This is a genomic window from Latilactobacillus sp. VITA-14, assembly GCF_046580785.1.
GTDB classification, from domain to species: domain Bacteria; phylum Bacillota; class Bacilli; order Lactobacillales; family Lactobacillaceae; genus Latilactobacillus; species Latilactobacillus curvatus.
Map to the genome: position 1 here is coordinate 22,831 of NZ_JBJKTM010000001.1, position 15,950 is coordinate 38,780.

Consider the following 15,950-nt stretch of genomic DNA (forward strand, 5'->3'; position numbering starts at 1 on the left):
ATAGAATAATACACACTCTAAACAAAATAAGCCACCCAGACAATTTGTCTAGGTGACTTATTAGTAAGTTGCTTACTTCATCATACCGAGGGTGACCCCACCGACAATGACTAATAAACAGCCAAGTGTGACGTAAACCATTTCTTTTTTCGTTTTTTGTTCACCCAATAGGTAAATACTACCGATTGTTGAGATGATAATACCACATTGTGATAATGAATAGCTAATTGCTAGACCAATATCATTCATTGAAATCAACATAAATAAGTTCCCAAGACCCCATAATAAACCAGTACTAATGTTGAGTGCTGTTTTCTTATTGAAGACCGCTGTCCCAATGCCAACACCGGCAAAGATTGCAGCACCGACGAACATTCCAATTGCTTGTGGTAAAACAATTGATGTTGCGCCAATGTGTGACCAGTTAACGATGATTGTGTAACCACCATAACCGATTGTTGATAAGATTAATGCTCTAAAACCACGTGCAAATTGTGTATCTTCTTTAGCAGCAACACTGCTCTTCGGATCCTTCATTGAAGTTAACGTGGCACCAGCGATTAAGATCACTAATGCAGTAATCCCGAAGATGTAATCGTGCGTTGTCTTCCATTCATGGAATAACAAAGCACCTGCTAAAGTGTTTACAATCAATTGCATCCCGGTTGATAATGGGACTGTCTTAGAAACACCCATCGCTTGCATTGATTGGAACTGTTGTCCTTGACCAATGCTCCAGAATAAACCGGAAATGATACCGATTACCATAATCCGTAAGTTTAAAGCGGGTTGTAATACTAAAAAGGTACCGATTCCAAAAACCAGCGCACCAATTGTCATTCCTAAGGTTTGTTGATAGGCATTCCCGCCAAGTTTGCCACTCACTAACCCGATACTACCCCATGCAAGTGCAGGGATTAATGCAATTAAAATAGCCATTTATAAATTCCTCTTCTTCTCTAAAGTACAAGAATCCATTATACATAGTTTTATATCCGCTGGCTAGTAGGAAAACGGCACCATTCAATCGTTACTAGCCTTCACTACCGTTATGTAAGCAACTGTCCCAGTCGTGATTGCGCTTACGTAAATTTTACGTAAAAAAGCGTTTTTTTAGTAAAAAAAATCAACGATAAGCGTTTTCTTACCGTTGATAGCCTTAATGTTTTCGCTTTGCATGTTGTAGGACTTGATATAACAGGACGCCAATCATCACCCCTAATGTATTAAACATGAGATCATCAATATCTGCCATGCCAGTTCCTAAAACAAACTGGGCGGATTCAATACACAGGGATAACAGAGCCCCTTCAATAATCGTAATCAACCGATCCCCTTTGCGCTGTGTCAATGACCGTCGCAATAAACCAAACGGGATAAACCACGCAATGTTCCCGTAGAAGTTATACCAATAATCAATCTGGGCGGGCGCTTGCCGTAACTTGAAAGTCTCAACAAACGGTGTCAAATTAATTTGGCTAAGTGGTCGTTGCAAATGGAACTGCATTTGCCACGGATAATAAATATGCCGTAAAACCGTTAACGAGACCAATAAGGCAATATAAAACACAAATAACAATAGTTTCAGTTCTGGGAGAAGCTGTATTTTGCGTCGTTTCATTAATAAGTACCCCAACCGGCACACAATAAAAACCAAACAATACAAAATCGTCTTATCTAAACTCTCCACCGTCAATTTGATGAGTGGTAAATGATTATACTGTTCCCCCCAAGGGAGGATCCATTGTTCATAAATACGCCCAAGAAATACCAAAAAACCAACCTCACTTATTCCACTAATTTAACCTATCTGTTCATTATTCAATGAGTAATTAAGTCCATTATAGCTGTTTTTTTTCAATAAATAACGCTTAATTACTCGACTAAAGTGAATCTTAAACTATTAGGTATCGACTGCCCAACTTTAGCCCGATGTGTGCCTACTGTGCTATGCTATAATAGAAATTACTATAACTTGAAACAGGAGCCTTTTATGAAAGTTCTATTATATTTTGAAAGTGAAAAATTACTCGCTAAATCTGGAATTGGGCGGGCGTTGGATCATCAAAAACGCGCGTTAACCGAAATGGGGATTGACTATACGCTTGATCCGAATGATCAAGATTACGATATCTTACATATCAATACATACGGACTCAAAAGCCGCAGTGTCATCAAGAAGGCTCGTAAAATGGGGAAACCCGTCATTTATCATGCACATTCGACCGAAGAAGATTTTCGCAACTCCTTTGTTGGTTCCAATCAACTCGCTCCATTTGTTAAACGGTACCTCGTTAGCCTCTATCAACAAGCCGACCACTTAATCACCCCCACCCCTTATTCAAAATCATTATTGGAAAGCTATGGTCTAACCAACCCTATCGCTCCCATTTCAAACGGCATTGATTTAGCCAAGTATCAAGCCACACCAGCTAAAGAAGCCGCTTTTCGGAATTTCTTCCATTTAAAGCCTGATCAAAAAGTGATTATCTGCGTCGGCCTCTTCTTTAAACGCAAAGGGCTTCTCGATTTTGTCGAAATCGCCAAAGGTCTACCCGAATACACCTTTATCTGGTTTGGAGATGTACCCATGTACAGTATTCCAGCAAATATTCGCCGGATTGTCAAACAGGATCATCCCGACAACGTCATCTTCCCTGGTTATATCAAAGGCGATATTATCGAAGGCGCGTATGCCAATGCTGACTTATTTTTCTTCCCTTCTTATGAAGAGACTGAAGGGATTGTCGTCTTAGAAGCCCTTGCAAGTCATCAAAAAGTATTGGTGCGCGATATTCCGGTTTACCATGGCTGGCTTGCCGATCAACAAAACTGCTACATGGGTCACACTAACGCAGAATTCAGTCAACTCATCCAAGCGATGGTCACTAATGCCGTTCCCGATTTAACAGCTCAAGGCTACCAAACTGCGCAGTCTAAGAGTATTACAGAAGTCGGCCATGAATTACAAGCCGTTTATCAACATGTTTTGGCGCCAGATCAACTGAATCCAAAGTACGATGCCATCATGCGGCCCGCGAAACGTTAAGTTTCTGTTTAAACTTTAAACTGCTATTTGCGCTAATGCCGCCCTCGGGTTAAAATAAGGCATTAGCGCTCTTTTAGTTCTGTTTTTTGAAAGGATGTCACATTATTTGAAACTCACAAAAATTAAATCATTCCTATCCACGAGATTAGGCTTCATGAGTTTGTTAGTCTTTTTATTTTGGCTAAAAACGTTATTCGGGTACTTCACCGATTTTAACCTCGCAGCTAGTGGCTTCTTACAAATTGCTATTTTAATCTTTAATCCGGTCGCGACGACGCTCCTTTTATTCGGCATCATTCTTTATGTTCGCCAGCCGCATCTCAGTTATTGGTTGAGCTTGATTATCTATGCCGCCAACACCGCTCTTTTATATTTTAATGTCATCTATTACCGGCAATTCACCGATTACATGACCATCAACACCATCTTAGGGTATTCAAAAGTTTCGGCTGGGCTCAGCAAAAGTTCACTGGCCCTCATGAACTGGCATGATGCGCTGTATTGGATTGATATTATCGTCTTAGCCTTGCTGATTTTAACCAAGGTCATCAAGATCGACAAACACGCATTTAATCGGCGGTGGGCCTTCAGTATTACCTCATTGGCCGTCTTATTATTTGGCATCAACCTTGGCTTAAGTGAAATCAGCCGACCTCAAATTTTATCACGGACGTTTGATCGGAACTACATCGTTAAGTACCTCGGCATCGACACCTTCACCGTCTACGATGCTTTCAAGACTACTCAGAATAATCAAGTGCGCGCCCAGGCTGAGAGTTACGACTTAGATCCGGTGCTCGACTTTATGAAAGAGCATTACGCTGCACCGAACGCTGAATACGCAGGCGTTGCCAAGGGCAAGAACGTCATTGTCATTCATTTAGAGAGTTTTCAACAATTCCTAATCGACTTTAAGTTCGAAGGCCGCGAAGTAACGCCATTTTTAAATAGCCTCTATCATGATCAAAATACATTAGGTTTTGAAAACTTCTTCCATCAAGTTGGCCAAGGTAAAACCAGTGATGCCGAAAACATGATGGAAACCGGCGTCTACGGTCTACCACAAGGCTCAGTCTTTACAACGCTTGGTTCGGATAACACCTTCCAAGCTGCCCCATCAATCCTCAAGCAAAACGGTGACTATACGAGTGCCGTTTTCCATGGTAATGTGGGCACCTTCTGGAACCGCAATAACGTCTACAAGAACTTCGGCTACAACTACTTCTTCGATTCTTCCTACTTTAACACCGATCCTGATAACGTCTTACAATACGGCTTGAAGGACAAATTATTATTCGGTGAATCGATTAAGTATCTCGAACAGCTACAACAGCCGTTCTACACGAAATTCATCACCGTCACCAACCATTTTCCATTCCCATTACCCGAAAAAGACGGTGACTTCCCCCGTGCCACAACTGATAATACAGCGGTCAATAACTATTTTGCGACCGCCCATTATCTTGACCAATCCTTAGAAGAGTTCTTCAATTATCTTAAAGCATCTGGGCTCTATGATAATTCAATGATTGTCCTCTATGGTGATCACTACGGTCTTTCGAATTCTGATAATAAGGCCTTACTCAGTGTACTAGGCCGCGACCCAGAAACGTGGACCGACTACGATAACGCCCAACTGCAGCGTGTGCCTTACATGATTCACATGAACGGTTTAAAAGGCGGTATCCAAAAACAATATGGTGGCGAAATCGATGCGTTACCAACAATGCTTCACTTACTCGGGATTGATAATAAAAATTACGTCCAATTCGGCACCGATTTATTATCACCACAACATGATCAAGTCGTGGCTTTCCGAAACCATAACTTTGTCACCCCTGATTACACAGTGCTCGATGGCACCATCTACAATAATCAGGATGGGACAGAAGTAACTGAACCAACAGCTAAGTTACAAAAACAAGTCGCTGTTTGGCAGAAACAAGTGAACCGCGAATTGAGTTTGTCGGATTCAGTTAACGAAAAGAACCTATTACGTTTCTATACACCACAAGGTTTTAAACCAGTGAACCCTGCCGATTATAACTATCTGACTGGCTATCAACAGCTTGTCGATATTCAAAATAAATTAGGGGCTAATTCAACCAGTTTATTCTCGCAAAATGGTGATCAATCGACTGTTGGGCTCTTTAAAACCGATGCTCCAGAATTAGCGGATGATCAATCAAGCCTCACGGAAGTGCCAAAATCAAAGGCCCTGAAAAAAGAGTCTGATGCAACAGCAACTAACGATGCGGAATAATCGTCAAAAAAAAACGCAAGGACAACATATATTGTCCTTGCGTTTTTTTGACGTTAGCTAATCACCTGCGATTGAAAACTATTAAAAACGGATTCCTGAGTCGTTGTCATGATTACAATAATTTGAAACTGCGCTGCTACCGCTCTGACATCATTTAATAATTGGCGAGCATCCGTTGGTGGAAGTTCATCTAAGAAATGCTTGACCACCACGAGTTGCTGGTGGCTTGCTAAACCGCGAATCAATTGAATCCAGAACTGATCGACTGGCGGTAATTCGGTGCCCAATAAACTCCGACTGCGCTTTAAATGCTGTTCAATCAACATTTTTAACGTTGGTGCAAGCTGCTTTTTAGGAAGCAACAAGTTATCCCAACCGGACATAAAGGGTAGAATCTTAGGCGCCTCATAATCAATGACATATGGGGGTTCAGGTGATTCAAGGCTCTGCTGAATCATCTCCGGTTGACTAAAATAGACCTGTCCAAGTGCTAAGGGTTGTTTATTTAGCATTTCAATCACGCCTTTCTCATTTTCCTAAAGCGAGTAACTTGGCACCAACCAATAATGTAAACTGGTGCAATTAGACTGATAAATGGTGCCCATAGTTGGGCGAATACTTGATTGGTTAAATTCTGCTTTGTACTCTCATGCAAAATCGGATTCAATAACGAATGACTACTAAAGTCAGTCAGATGATTTTTAAATAACGGTTGAAATGCTCGGGGACCTTGTATTGGTCGCAGCGGCTTTTGTAGCCACTGTTGATTAATCAGCTCTAATCCGCGCCAATAGTAGGAATTGACTAATAACCAACCTAAAATCACTGTCACGCTTGCGCTGATTAGTAAGCAAAGCGCCGTTAACGTATAATAATTGACAATTGTATGTCGCGACCAATTCGCACTAGTGAAAGTATCGATATCCTGACGCATCTTCTTAAACGCTTGCCAAGTCAAAATACCAATCACAAGTGTGATAACAATAGTCAGCACTACCGCGATAAATTGATAGCGTCCTAGTAAAATTTCTTTACTCTGAACCAGATGTGTCAGGGGGTTAGTCCCCTCTTTAGTTGTGTTAAAGTTGGCTAATTGCTTTTTCAACTGGTTGAGGTCATGTCGTTCTAAACTGATCAAGCTCAGCGCAATCAGCATGACGCCTAAAAAGAGGCAATCCACGAGATAGATTAACAAAGATTGGCGTAAATAATACCGAATATTAGCTGGAATTGATTTAATGAAGAACATGACCCACCTCCTAATAAAGATAGTGTAAAACTAAAGTATGAAAATTATATGAACTCTGTGGTAAAAATTAAAAAAAGCGCCTTAATTAAGACGTTTTTTTAGTTCCCTTAAATTGTCTTTTCTTTTCTTTGAATCATTAACCAATAAACAAGTGCTGTCAGCCCCATTGCGATAAACGTTGCCCCCGTATAAGCGTGAATAATCGCGAATTGATTTAAGACCAAGTAGCTGACCACTCCAATGACCCACGCAATCATTGCTGTCAGATGATACCCTTTGGTGTACCAGTATGGTCCAGCAACTTCATTGAGCGCACCAACATTGTAGTGCCGCTGTCTAATAATGAAGTAATCCACCAAGAAAACTGCGATTTCAGGCCCTAAGAACATCCCAATACTATCAAGGAAGGTTTCGAAAGTGGTTAAAAATGAGGCAACATAGACTGAGATAAAGGTCATCACCGTTGCCAATAACGTCACGACCCACAATGCCGGCGTTAATTTAAATTTCGGAAAAATATTGGTTAAAGCCGATCCCGCAGCCATTAGATTCACCGCGTTAGCTGTCGTACTGGTAATCACGATCACTAATAACGCTAAAACACCTAACCCTAATTTGGCCGCAATGGTACTTGGATCCGCATTGTTCGGGTCAAAATGATTTAACGTAATCGCTGTGGCAATTGTCGCCGTTAACCCGATGAAAGCAAACCAGAACAAGCCAATATTGGCGCCTAAGAATGAATAGCCAGTGGCTGCTTTCTTGTTCTTTGAAAAACGACTGAAGTCCGCAGCAGCGGTTACCCATGCAAGGTTAAACGCTGCTAGGATATCGACCGCCTTCCCAAATTCAAGCCGCAAGTTACTGGCTGGCCGCCACGCCACTAAGTCTTTGAACGGTACCATTTTGAAGACAATGATTGATTCCCAAGTGACTAAGATAATCACTAAGATGATGCCAATTCGTTCAATCCAGCGGACGGATTTTTCACCGAGTGAAATACTGATTAAATGCAGGACAGACATGATTAGAATCCCAACAATCAAGCTCATCCGGTTAGTGGCTGCATCGTTGCCCGACCAGCCCATAATTTCCTTGATGATGAAGCTCACTGAAGTGGCTGCAATATACGTATTCACCGCAGCCCAACCGATGAATTGCACCACATTGATAATTGATGGCAAGATGGATCCCTTCACGCCAAATGAGGCCCGCGTTAGCCCCATCGCCCCCACACCAGTTTGATACCCCATGTAGGAGGCCAGTGCGAGCAAGACGTACGATAAACAGCCAACAACTAGTAACAACGTAGACCCTTGAATCAAGCCAGTTGCCGCAATAATGCCGCCGATAAACCAAGTACCGTTATTCGCATTTGCACCAATCCAAGTTGCGAACAAATCCCAACTGCCCATCGTTCGTGCGTCCTTGGATACTGCATGAATTGTTTGTTGCTTTGTCATTTTGATACCCTCCACTTGGTTAATTGCATTAAAAAAAGACCTACTCCTAGACAGAGCAGGTCCACTAATGTACTTGTTAACCGCTCCTTTGTCAGCCTCACTGGACTGCCCTTAAAAGGATTTATATTTATAAGCATTGTATTAAACTTACTTGCCAAAGTCAACTCATGATTGTTATACTCACTAATAAAAAAAGCGAGGTTGGATAAAATGCTCATTCAAAACGTGCACATTGAGAATCAAGAATCATTGCAGTCAATCAGAATTGAAAATGGGATCATTACAGCAATTGAGGCACAGCTAATACCGCATCCTAATGAGCAAGTCATCGACGGACATGGTCAATTGGCATTACCGCCATTTGTTGATCCTCACGTCCATCTCGATTCAACCCTCACCGCCGGCCAGCCTGAATGGAATGAATCTGGAACCTTGTTTGATGGCATTCGGATTTGGTCCGAACGCAAAAAGGACTTAACCCACGACGACGTCAAACGCCGCGCAATCCAAGCACTGAAATTACAAGCCAGCCATGGGATTCAATTCGTTCGCTCACACGTTGACGTGACTGATCCAGACTTAGTTGCGCTCAAAGCCTTAATCGAGGTTCGCGAAGAAGTCAAAGATTGGATGACCTTGCAACTGGTAGCCTTTCCTCAAGAAGGGATTCTTTCTTTTCCAAATGGCAAAGCATTAATGACCAAAGCTGCCCAATTAGGGGTTGATGCAATCGGTGCTATTCCACATTTCGAATTTAATCGCGAATACGCCGTCGAATCTTTGAAGTTTGCTTTTGAACTCGCTCAAGAATATGATTTATTATTCGACGCACATACCGATGAAATTGATGATCCCAATTCACGTAGTCTTGAAACAGTTGCGACTCTCGCCCTTGAAACGGGGATGAAGGACAAAGTGACGGCTTCACACACAACTGCCATGGGCTGTTACAACGATGCCTATACGTACAAATTGATGCGGCTGTTAAAAATGGCGGATTTGAACTTCGTCGCCAACCCACTTGTCAACCTATTTCTCGGTGGCCGTTTTGACACTTATCCGAAGCGCCGTGGTTTGACGCGCGTAAAAGAACTGACTGCCAACGGGCTAAACGTCGCTTTTGGTGAAGATGATATTCAAGATCCATGGTACCCAATGGGCGATGGCAACATGCTTGATGTGTTGTATAGTGGCCTACTGGCAACCCAAATCATGGGTTATACTGAAATCATGAATGCCTATCGCTTCATTACTTACAATGGTGCTCGTGCAATGCACGTCCTTGACCAATATGGTCTCGAAGTGGGTAAACCCGCCCACCTGATTCTAATGGATAGCGACAACTTCTACGAGGCACTTAACAAGCGCGCCGCTGTTACCCTCTCAATGCACGCTGGCCAAATCATCAGTGAAACCCAACCAGCTCAAACGCAATTGCATATTTAATCTAAAAAAATAGGCGTCATGACAATTTAATCCTTGTCGTGACGCCTATTTAAATTGATTTAGCTTTCACTTGTCACAATCGTTTCATCTGAGAAAGTTAAGGTAAAAGTGGTCCCTTGTTCAGGAATACTTTGAACCTCAATCGTCCCATGATGTAACTGAACGAGTTGGTGGACAATCGCCAACCCTAAACCAGATTCACCATATTTGGTATTCTTACGTGATGGATCTGCTTTGTAATACCGTTCCCAAATATTTTTGACTTGTTCGTCCGTCATTCCGATACCGGTATCGCTAATCGTTAAGATTGTTTCGTGGAAACCAGCTTCCGCAGTCACCGTAATTTGCCCATTTTCTGTAAACTGAATGGCATTTTGCATGATGTTAAACATCACTTGGACAAAACGGTCATAGTCGGCATAGATTGGGACATTCTCTTGGGCGTCCAAGATGAGCGTATCACCGGCTTCAGTCGCCTTCTTCTCGAGTTGCTCTTGAATATTCTGGATAGCTTCCACCGCATTAAACGTTTGCGGGTTCAATTTAATTTGGTTAGTCCGAATCTTTTCATAATCCAGGTTCTCGTTGACTAAGCGAATGAGTCGGTTGGTTTCATTTTGCATTAATGAAATACTCTTGGCGCGCATCTCTTCTGGAATCGCATCATATTGCAACCCTTCTAACAGACCCTTAACGGTCGTTAAAGGCGTCCGCATTTCGTGAGCAGCGTCGGCCATGAATTGCCGCCGGCGATCTTCTTGCCGCTTAATTTCCTCTTCAGATTCATTCAACGAATGCACCATCTCATTAAAATCGGTGGCCAAATCATCCAATTCATCTTTACCAGGATTCTTAATCTGAACATTAAAATCTCCTTCAGCAACTAGGTGGGTCGCATTTCGTAAGCGATTAATCCGATAAATTTGATACCGTGCTAAGACGTAACTCAACAGAATCCCACCAATTGTCGATAGTAAAAAGGCAATCAAGAGGTTCTTGCGCATCGTTGTCAAACCAGATTTAACGGTTTGTAGTGGTGCTGCCACCCCAATCACGTAAATCAGTTTGTTATTGTAAAAAACGGGTTTGAAGACCACTAACTGTTCTTGCTTATTGTTATTCACTTGGTGCGAATCACGACTTAAGCTCAGCCGTTGAATCTGGCCATTCTTTAAATGTTTCCAATATTGTTTCTTGACCGAAACTTTAGGATCCGGGGTAGGATACACCATCTCGTTTTCGGCGTTAAAGAAATTAAACCCAACGTGTTGTTGGGAAAGGATTTGTTGACTATCAATAATGAATTGGGTCGACAAGGCCGCTTGAGACCCCTGTTTGAAAGCTTCACGTTCAATCACATCCGCGTAACCTTCTAGTTGATCCCAGGTGCTCTCATAAGCGGTCCTTGTCGAATATTGCGTAAACGCAATCCCCACAATAATAATGGTCGTCATAATGACGCCGAAAAATGCCAACATCCATTGATAAATAAGCTTCATTCGCGCGCTGCGTCTGAATCATCAAATTTATAACCGACACCCCAAACGGTCTGAATCACTTGTGGTCCTACTTTTTCAATCTTTTGACGTAACTTCTTGATATGCGCATCAACTGTTCGTTCGTCACCGAAGTATTGGTAATCCCACACAAGTTCTAATAATTGTTCCCGTGAGAAAACTTGACGGGGATTTTTAGCTAACGTCTTCAATAAATCGAATTCTTTTGGCGTTAAATCTAAAATTGGTTTGTCCAATAAATAAGTCTCACGCGTTTTAGAACTCAACTTAAAGTGTGTTGTTTGTACATCAAAATCTGAATTTTCAGCCGCTTGTTGTAAGTTTTCTTCAGCTGCTTCGACTTGTTCATCAATCAACTCAGCACGGCGATGTAAGGCTTTAATCCGTGCAATCAGTGTGATTGGACTAAAGGGTTTTGTCACATAATCATCAGCACCGAGTTCAAGGCCAAGCACTTGATCACTTTCAGAATCGCGCGCCGTCAACATAATAATTGGTACTGTCTTCGACAACTCGCGGATTTTTTGGGCGACTTGCATTCCGTCTAAACCCGGTAAATTTAAATCAAGCGTGATAATGTCCCAACTCTCTGGATCGACACTAAAGGCTTCCACTGCTTCATTGCCGTCGTAAGCGAAATGGGCATCCCAAGCTTCTTTTTGGAAAAACATACTCATCATTTCTGATACGGATTTGTTATCTTCTACCATTAAAATTTTCATTAGAATTCCTTCTCTTTTTACGTTGCTATGTCTATATTATACAGTAGATAAACCAATTACGGATGAATAATATATGAAGAAGTGATGAAAATCAAACACATCACGGTTCCCGTTTGCATGGTATCGCTAAGCATGATAGCATGTTAAGCAGATATCATTATTTAGGAGGCCCCATTTTGACTTATAAAGGACTAGTATTTTTCGATCTTGACGGTACACTTTACAACGAACATTCTGAAGTAGATGCAGCTGTTGCGATTGCACTCCACCAATTACGCGCCAACAACTACCTACCAATCATTGCGACCGGTCGCTCACCGCTTGAAATTCAAGATGCACTTGCAAAAACCGGCATCGATTCATTCATTTGTTTAAATGGGAGCTTCATTCAATATGAAGGTCAACCTGTTTATAAAGGCACTATTCCAACGCCCGTGATTGAAAAAACCGTCGCAATTGCTAATGCTGCTGACGAAGCCATCGCTTTTTATAATGAAGAAGCAATCCGGATTACGGCTGTAACTCAACCCGGCAAAGATGCCTACAAGTTTGTCAACGCCCCCGTCCCCGAAGTTAATCCAGACTATTACTTGAATCATCCAGTCTACATGATGTTGATTCTAACAAACGGCAATGACAAGGCCTATACAGAAACACTAAGTACCGACTTAACATTCTACCGCAACACACCGAACTCAATTGATACGGTTGAAAAAGATTGTTCAAAACAAACCGGTATTAAAGAATTGATTCGCTCACAAAACTTAACGGACATCCCAACTTATGCGTTTGGCGATGGTACAAACGACTTACCAATGCTCGACTTCGTAGACTATCCCACCGTTATGGGCAATGGTATTCCGGAAGCTAAAGCCAAGGCTAAATACATTACTTCTAAGAATACTGAAGGTGGCATTATTGAAGGTTTACGCCACTGGGGCTTAATTTAATCACTTAACTAATCCGCGCCATGACGGCTCAATCACTGTCATGGCGCTTTTTTTATCTTGACACTTCTCAGTAGACCGATTAAAATTAGAATCATCTCACTTAAAAAGGAGTTACTAATGACACAACATTCACTCTTTGCCAAAAAACAAATCGACGTGAACCAATTTAAAAACAGTACACTAGAACGCCATTTAACCGCCTTTGGTTTAACCGCCATGGGGGTTGGTGCAGTCGTCGGCGCCGGTATTTTTATCACACCAGGGATTATCGCCGCTAAATATGCTGGACCCGGTGCGATGCTGTCTTACCTGCTCGCCGCAGTCGTCTGTGCAATGGCTGCCCTTTGTTATTCAGAATTCGCTTCTACAATTCCCTTGGCCGGTAGTGCCTACACATACGTCTACACCGTCTTCGGTGAATTAATCGCGTGGATTCTAGGTTGGGCGCTTATTTCCGAATACCTCTTCGCAGTCGCCTCAGTGGCCGTCAGTTGGTCAGCCTACTTCCAAAATCTAATTGCTGGCTTTGGATTACAATTACCTACCTTCTTATCGACTGCATGGACGCCTGGCCACCCTGGTGGTATTAATTTAATCGCCGGTTTAATTACGTTATTGATTGGGTTCTTACTATCAAGTGGCTTACGCGAATCAACACGGATTAATATGATTATGGTTGGTGTGAAAGTCGCTGTCATCGTAATTTTCCTTGGCGTTGCCATTTTCTATGTGAAACCAACCAATTTCAAACCGTTCTTACCATTTGGTGCTGGTGGCATTCTTTCTGGGGCAGCCTTAGCATTTTACGCCTACATCGGCTTTGATGCCGTTTCAACCGCATCAGAAGAAGTTGTCAATCCGCAACGTGATATGCCAATCGGGATTATCGCTTCATTATTGATTGCTTCATTATTGTATGCCGCAGTTGCGACTGTCCTCGTTGGCGTTGTGCACTACACGAAATTAAACGTCGGTGACCCCGTTGCTTTTGCGCTTCAATTGATGCATCAAAACTGGGTTGCTGGGATTGTTGCCCTGGGAGCAGTTGCTGGTATGACAACTGTCCTACTCGTTATGACCTATGGCGGAACACGTCTGATCTTCGCCATTAGTCGCGATGGGCTATTGCCACCCGTTTTTGCCAAAGTCAGTTCAAAAACACATGTGCCGGTTGCGAATACATGGATTTTCGCCATCGTCACAAGCATCGTCGCAGTGGTGGTGCCGCTTGATAAGATTGCTGAGTTGGTCAACATTGGCACGTTATTCGCCTTTGCAACTGTTTCTCTCGGTGTGATCTTCCTGCGCAAGTTACCATTTTATAATGAATTGCCACAAGGGTTTAAAGTGCCACTATTCCCATGGATTCCTTTACTTTCATGTGGCTTATGCTTACTACTCATGACCCAGTTACAACTAACAACTTGGATTGTCTTCTTAATCTGGTTGGTGATTGGCCTAACAATTTACTTCAGTTACGGCTACCGTCACAGTCGCCAATAAAAAATAGGCGTTAAGCAGTTTTCATAATCTGCTTAACGCCTATTTCTATCCAATCTATCGTGAACTATCTACAAAAATGCATGAACATCCGTGAAAATGAGGTCATGTTGCCAGCAAGAATCGCGACAATTGGCACTAATGCCCACAACCAGTACTTATTATTCTTCCGCTGTTCAACCTCAGTTTTCAACCGTAAATTCTCATTTTCCATCTTAAGGCGTGCAATTTCGAGTTCTAATTTGTCTTTGTCATCCATGAAACTCACCTTCCGTCCTAATTTATTACCGCCATTATAACAGAATTTTTCAAAAATCTCCCACCTATCCACTCCAACAAAAAAAGCCCCTCTAATCTTGTGGATTAGAGGGGCTTTAACGTGCTTTTCAAACCATACTTCTGCGGCTAGCTACGTCCCGCAAACGATCGACTCCGTCGCCCATTCACGAAACTAGGCTAGTCCTCAAAGTATAACCGGCTTGAACGCACTTCTATTTTTAACGTACTTTCAAAAGCATCCTATTCCGGTTAGCTACACAAGTCAAACGATTGCTTACAGCAATCATTCGCCCTGTTAGGCTAATCCTCACAGGATAACCACTTTTGACGCACTTCTATTTTTTGTGTTTCTTGTTCAGAATCTTGTCGAATAAGTTGTTGTCTTGTGGATTAACTGAGTCACCACTTGCGACTGCAAATGCTTTTAGCGCATCACGTTGTTTACTGTTGAGGGTCTTTGGTGTCACGATGTTAACTGTAACGTTTTGATCCCCATTACCTGTCCCGTGGAGCTTAGGCGCACCCTTACCACGTAGACGGAAGACGGTATTCGTTTGAGTCCCCGCTGGCACTTTTAGTTTAACAGGACCATGGACTGTGTTGACTTCAATTTCATCCCCTAGAGCAGCTTGAACAAAGCTAATTGGGACTTCTGAATAAATTTGTGCGCCATCGCGCTTGAATTCAGCACTTGGTGCCACGCGGAAGACGATGAATAAATCGCCATAAGGGCCACCGTTTGTGCCGGCTTCACCTTGGCCTTGAAGACGCATTTGTTGACCATCTTCAACACCTGCTGGCACTTTAACCTTAACAGTATGCCGTTCATCTTCGTGACCTGTTCCATGACATGTTTCACACTTGTCTTTAATTTCTTTACCAGTCCCGCCACAGACATCACAGACTTCTTGAGCCATCATGCGGCCGAAAGCTGTTTGTCGTTCAACTTGGACTTGACCTGCACCGTGACATTTGTGACACGTTTGGGCGCTTGTTCCTGGTTTAGCACCAGAGCCATGACACGTGTGACATTCTGATTCACGGTTATAAGAAATCTTGGTTTCTTTGCCGAAAATGGCTTCATCGAACTTCAAATCCATCCGATATTGTAAATCTGAACCTTGACGAGGAGCGTTTGGTTGTTGCCGAGCACCGCCGCCACCGAAGAATGAACTAAAGATATCTTCGAAACCGCCGAAGCCTTCAGCACCACCAAAGCCGCCACCGAAGCCTTGGCCTGCGCCGCCGCCGAAACCACCGTTCATACCAGCATGACCGTATTGGTCATAAGCTGCCCGTTTTTGTGGGTCACTTAATGCTTCATACGCTTCTGTGACTTCCTTGAACTTGGCTTCTGCATCTGGGGCTTTGTTAATATCTGGATGGTACTTCTTTGAAAGTTTACGATAGGCCTTTTTAATCTCATCATCTGAGGCGTCTTTACTTATCCCTAAGACGTCATAGTAATCTCTTTTATCAGCCATTGTGGGCCTCCATTCATATACTTACGCG

At 42.6% G+C, this 15,950-nt stretch carries 14 protein-coding genes; 5 read left to right on the plus strand and 9 right to left on the minus strand.

The annotated features are described in order from the left end of the window. Positions 1-72 precede the first annotated feature (72 nt). Together ACF1X7_RS00120 and ACF1X7_RS00125 are read right to left on the minus strand one after the other, a co-directional pair. Positions 73-939 carry a GRP family sugar transporter gene (locus tag ACF1X7_RS00120; protein WP_004270033.1) on the minus strand — a complete coding sequence of 289 codons (867 nt, stop codon included), beginning with the start codon at positions 937-939 and terminating at the stop codon, positions 73-75. Between the two features lie 220 nt (positions 940-1,159). Then, entirely contained in the window at positions 1,160-1,621 is a 462-nt protein-coding gene (locus ACF1X7_RS00125; RefSeq protein WP_235601658.1) for a VanZ family protein, read from the minus strand. A 372-nt stretch (positions 1,622-1,993) separates the two neighbouring features. Here ACF1X7_RS00125 and ACF1X7_RS00130 point away from each other — a divergent pair, with 372 nt between their 5' ends. After that, positions 1,994-3,049, plus strand: a complete 1,056-nt coding sequence (locus tag ACF1X7_RS00130) for a glycosyltransferase (protein ID WP_039098759.1) — start codon at positions 1,994-1,996, stop codon at positions 3,047-3,049. Between the two features lie 94 nt (positions 3,050-3,143). Continuing rightward, the gene (locus ACF1X7_RS00135; RefSeq protein ID WP_269465799.1) at positions 3,144-5,312 is read left to right on the plus strand and encodes an LTA synthase family protein; all 2,169 of its coding nucleotides are present in this window, start codon (positions 3,144-3,146) and stop codon (positions 5,310-5,312) included. Positions 5,313-5,365: 53 nt separating this feature from the next. Here the strand turns inward: ACF1X7_RS00135 and ACF1X7_RS00140 are convergent, their stop codons facing one another. The 3 genes from ACF1X7_RS00140 to ACF1X7_RS00150 all read right to left on the minus strand — a co-directional run bounded on the left by ACF1X7_RS00140 (position 5,366) and on the right by ACF1X7_RS00150 (position 8,024). Next, positions 5,366-5,824: a hypothetical protein gene (locus ACF1X7_RS00140; RefSeq protein ID WP_035186045.1), complete on the minus strand. Its 459-nt coding sequence runs from the start codon at positions 5,822-5,824 to the stop codon at positions 5,366-5,368. Positions 5,825-5,829: 5 nt separating this feature from the next. Beyond that, a complete protein-coding gene (locus ACF1X7_RS00145; RefSeq protein ID WP_064777266.1) occupies positions 5,830-6,561 on the minus strand; it encodes a hypothetical protein in 732 nt (243 codons plus the stop codon). 107 nt (positions 6,562-6,668) lie between these two features. Beyond that, positions 6,669-8,024 (minus strand): cytosine permease, encoded by a 1,356-nt coding sequence (locus tag ACF1X7_RS00150; protein WP_411162317.1) that lies wholly within the window; start codon positions 8,022-8,024, stop codon positions 6,669-6,671. Between the two features lie 210 nt (positions 8,025-8,234). Between ACF1X7_RS00150 and codA the strand changes: the two genes are divergently transcribed. Further along, positions 8,235-9,470: a cytosine deaminase gene (gene codA / locus ACF1X7_RS00155; RefSeq protein WP_069468111.1), complete on the plus strand. Its 1,236-nt coding sequence runs from the start codon at positions 8,235-8,237 to the stop codon at positions 9,468-9,470. A 59-nt stretch (positions 9,471-9,529) separates the two neighbouring features. Here codA and ACF1X7_RS00160 read toward each other — a convergent pair whose 3' ends face one another. Together ACF1X7_RS00160 and ACF1X7_RS00165 are read right to left on the minus strand one after the other, a co-directional pair. Then, positions 9,530-10,969, minus strand: a complete 1,440-nt coding sequence (locus tag ACF1X7_RS00160; RefSeq protein WP_411162318.1) for an ATP-binding protein — start codon at positions 10,967-10,969, stop codon at positions 9,530-9,532. After that, positions 10,966-11,709: a response regulator transcription factor gene (locus ACF1X7_RS00165; protein ID WP_004271200.1), complete on the minus strand. Its 744-nt coding sequence runs from the start codon at positions 11,707-11,709 to the stop codon at positions 10,966-10,968. The genes ACF1X7_RS00160 and ACF1X7_RS00165 overlap by 4 nt, the downstream gene beginning before the upstream one ends. Before the next feature lie 176 nt (positions 11,710-11,885). Between ACF1X7_RS00165 and ACF1X7_RS00170 the strand changes: the two genes are divergently transcribed. Both ACF1X7_RS00170 and ACF1X7_RS00175 read left to right on the plus strand, forming a co-directional pair. Further along, positions 11,886-12,659, plus strand: coding sequence for a Cof-type HAD-IIB family hydrolase (locus ACF1X7_RS00170; RefSeq protein ID WP_411162319.1), 774 nt, complete (start codon positions 11,886-11,888; stop codon positions 12,657-12,659). Positions 12,660-12,776: 117 nt separating this feature from the next. After that, positions 12,777-14,162, plus strand: a complete 1,386-nt coding sequence (locus tag ACF1X7_RS00175; RefSeq protein ID WP_221276477.1) for an APC family permease — start codon at positions 12,777-12,779, stop codon at positions 14,160-14,162. 64 nt (positions 14,163-14,226) lie between these two features. On the opposite strand, the gene ACF1X7_RS00180 is transcribed toward ACF1X7_RS00175, so the two are convergent. Both ACF1X7_RS00180 and dnaJ read right to left on the minus strand, forming a co-directional pair. Beyond that, positions 14,227-14,418, minus strand: a complete 192-nt coding sequence (locus ACF1X7_RS00180; protein ID WP_039098752.1) for a hypothetical protein — start codon at positions 14,416-14,418, stop codon at positions 14,227-14,229. Between the two features lie 355 nt (positions 14,419-14,773). Then, complete coding sequence (gene dnaJ / locus ACF1X7_RS00185; protein WP_056966840.1) at positions 14,774-15,922, minus strand: molecular chaperone DnaJ; 1,149 nt, start codon at positions 15,920-15,922, stop codon at positions 14,774-14,776. Between the last annotated feature and the right edge of the window lie 28 nt (positions 15,923-15,950).

What these genes read in the sequence shown, in the direction of transcription:
- ACF1X7_RS00120 (WP_004270033.1), bottom strand. Translation starts at nt 939, where the DNA reads ATGGCTATTTTAATTGCATTAATCCCTGCACTTGCATGGGGTAGTATC.
- ACF1X7_RS00125 (WP_235601658.1), bottom strand. Translation starts at nt 1,621, where the DNA reads ATGAAACGACGCAAAATACAGCTTCTCCCAGAACTGAAACTATTGTTA.
- ACF1X7_RS00130 (WP_039098759.1), top strand. Translation starts at nt 1,994, where the DNA reads ATGAAAGTTCTATTATATTTTGAAAGTGAAAAATTACTCGCTAAATCT.
- ACF1X7_RS00135 (WP_269465799.1), top strand. Translation starts at nt 3,144, where the DNA reads ATGTCACATTATTTGAAACTCACAAAAATTAAATCATTCCTATCCACG.
- ACF1X7_RS00140 (WP_035186045.1), bottom strand. Translation starts at nt 5,824, where the DNA reads ATGCTAAATAAACAACCCTTAGCACTTGGACAGGTCTATTTTAGTCAA.
- ACF1X7_RS00145 (WP_064777266.1), bottom strand. Translation starts at nt 6,561, where the DNA reads ATGTTCTTCATTAAATCAATTCCAGCTAATATTCGGTATTATTTACGC.
- ACF1X7_RS00150 (WP_411162317.1), bottom strand. Translation starts at nt 8,024, where the DNA reads ATGACAAAGCAACAAACAATTCATGCAGTATCCAAGGACGCACGAACG.
- codA (WP_069468111.1), top strand. Translation starts at nt 8,235, where the DNA reads ATGCTCATTCAAAACGTGCACATTGAGAATCAAGAATCATTGCAGTCA.
- ACF1X7_RS00160 (WP_411162318.1), bottom strand. Translation starts at nt 10,969, where the DNA reads ATGAAGCTTATTTATCAATGGATGTTGGCATTTTTCGGCGTCATTATG.
- ACF1X7_RS00165 (WP_004271200.1), bottom strand. Translation starts at nt 11,709, where the DNA reads ATGAAAATTTTAATGGTAGAAGATAACAAATCCGTATCAGAAATGATG.
- ACF1X7_RS00175 (WP_221276477.1), top strand. Translation starts at nt 12,777, where the DNA reads ATGACACAACATTCACTCTTTGCCAAAAAACAAATCGACGTGAACCAA.
- ACF1X7_RS00180 (WP_039098752.1), bottom strand. Translation starts at nt 14,418, where the DNA reads ATGGATGACAAAGACAAATTAGAACTCGAAATTGCACGCCTTAAGATG.
- dnaJ (WP_056966840.1), bottom strand. Translation starts at nt 15,922, where the DNA reads ATGGCTGATAAAAGAGATTACTATGACGTCTTAGGGATAAGTAAAGAC.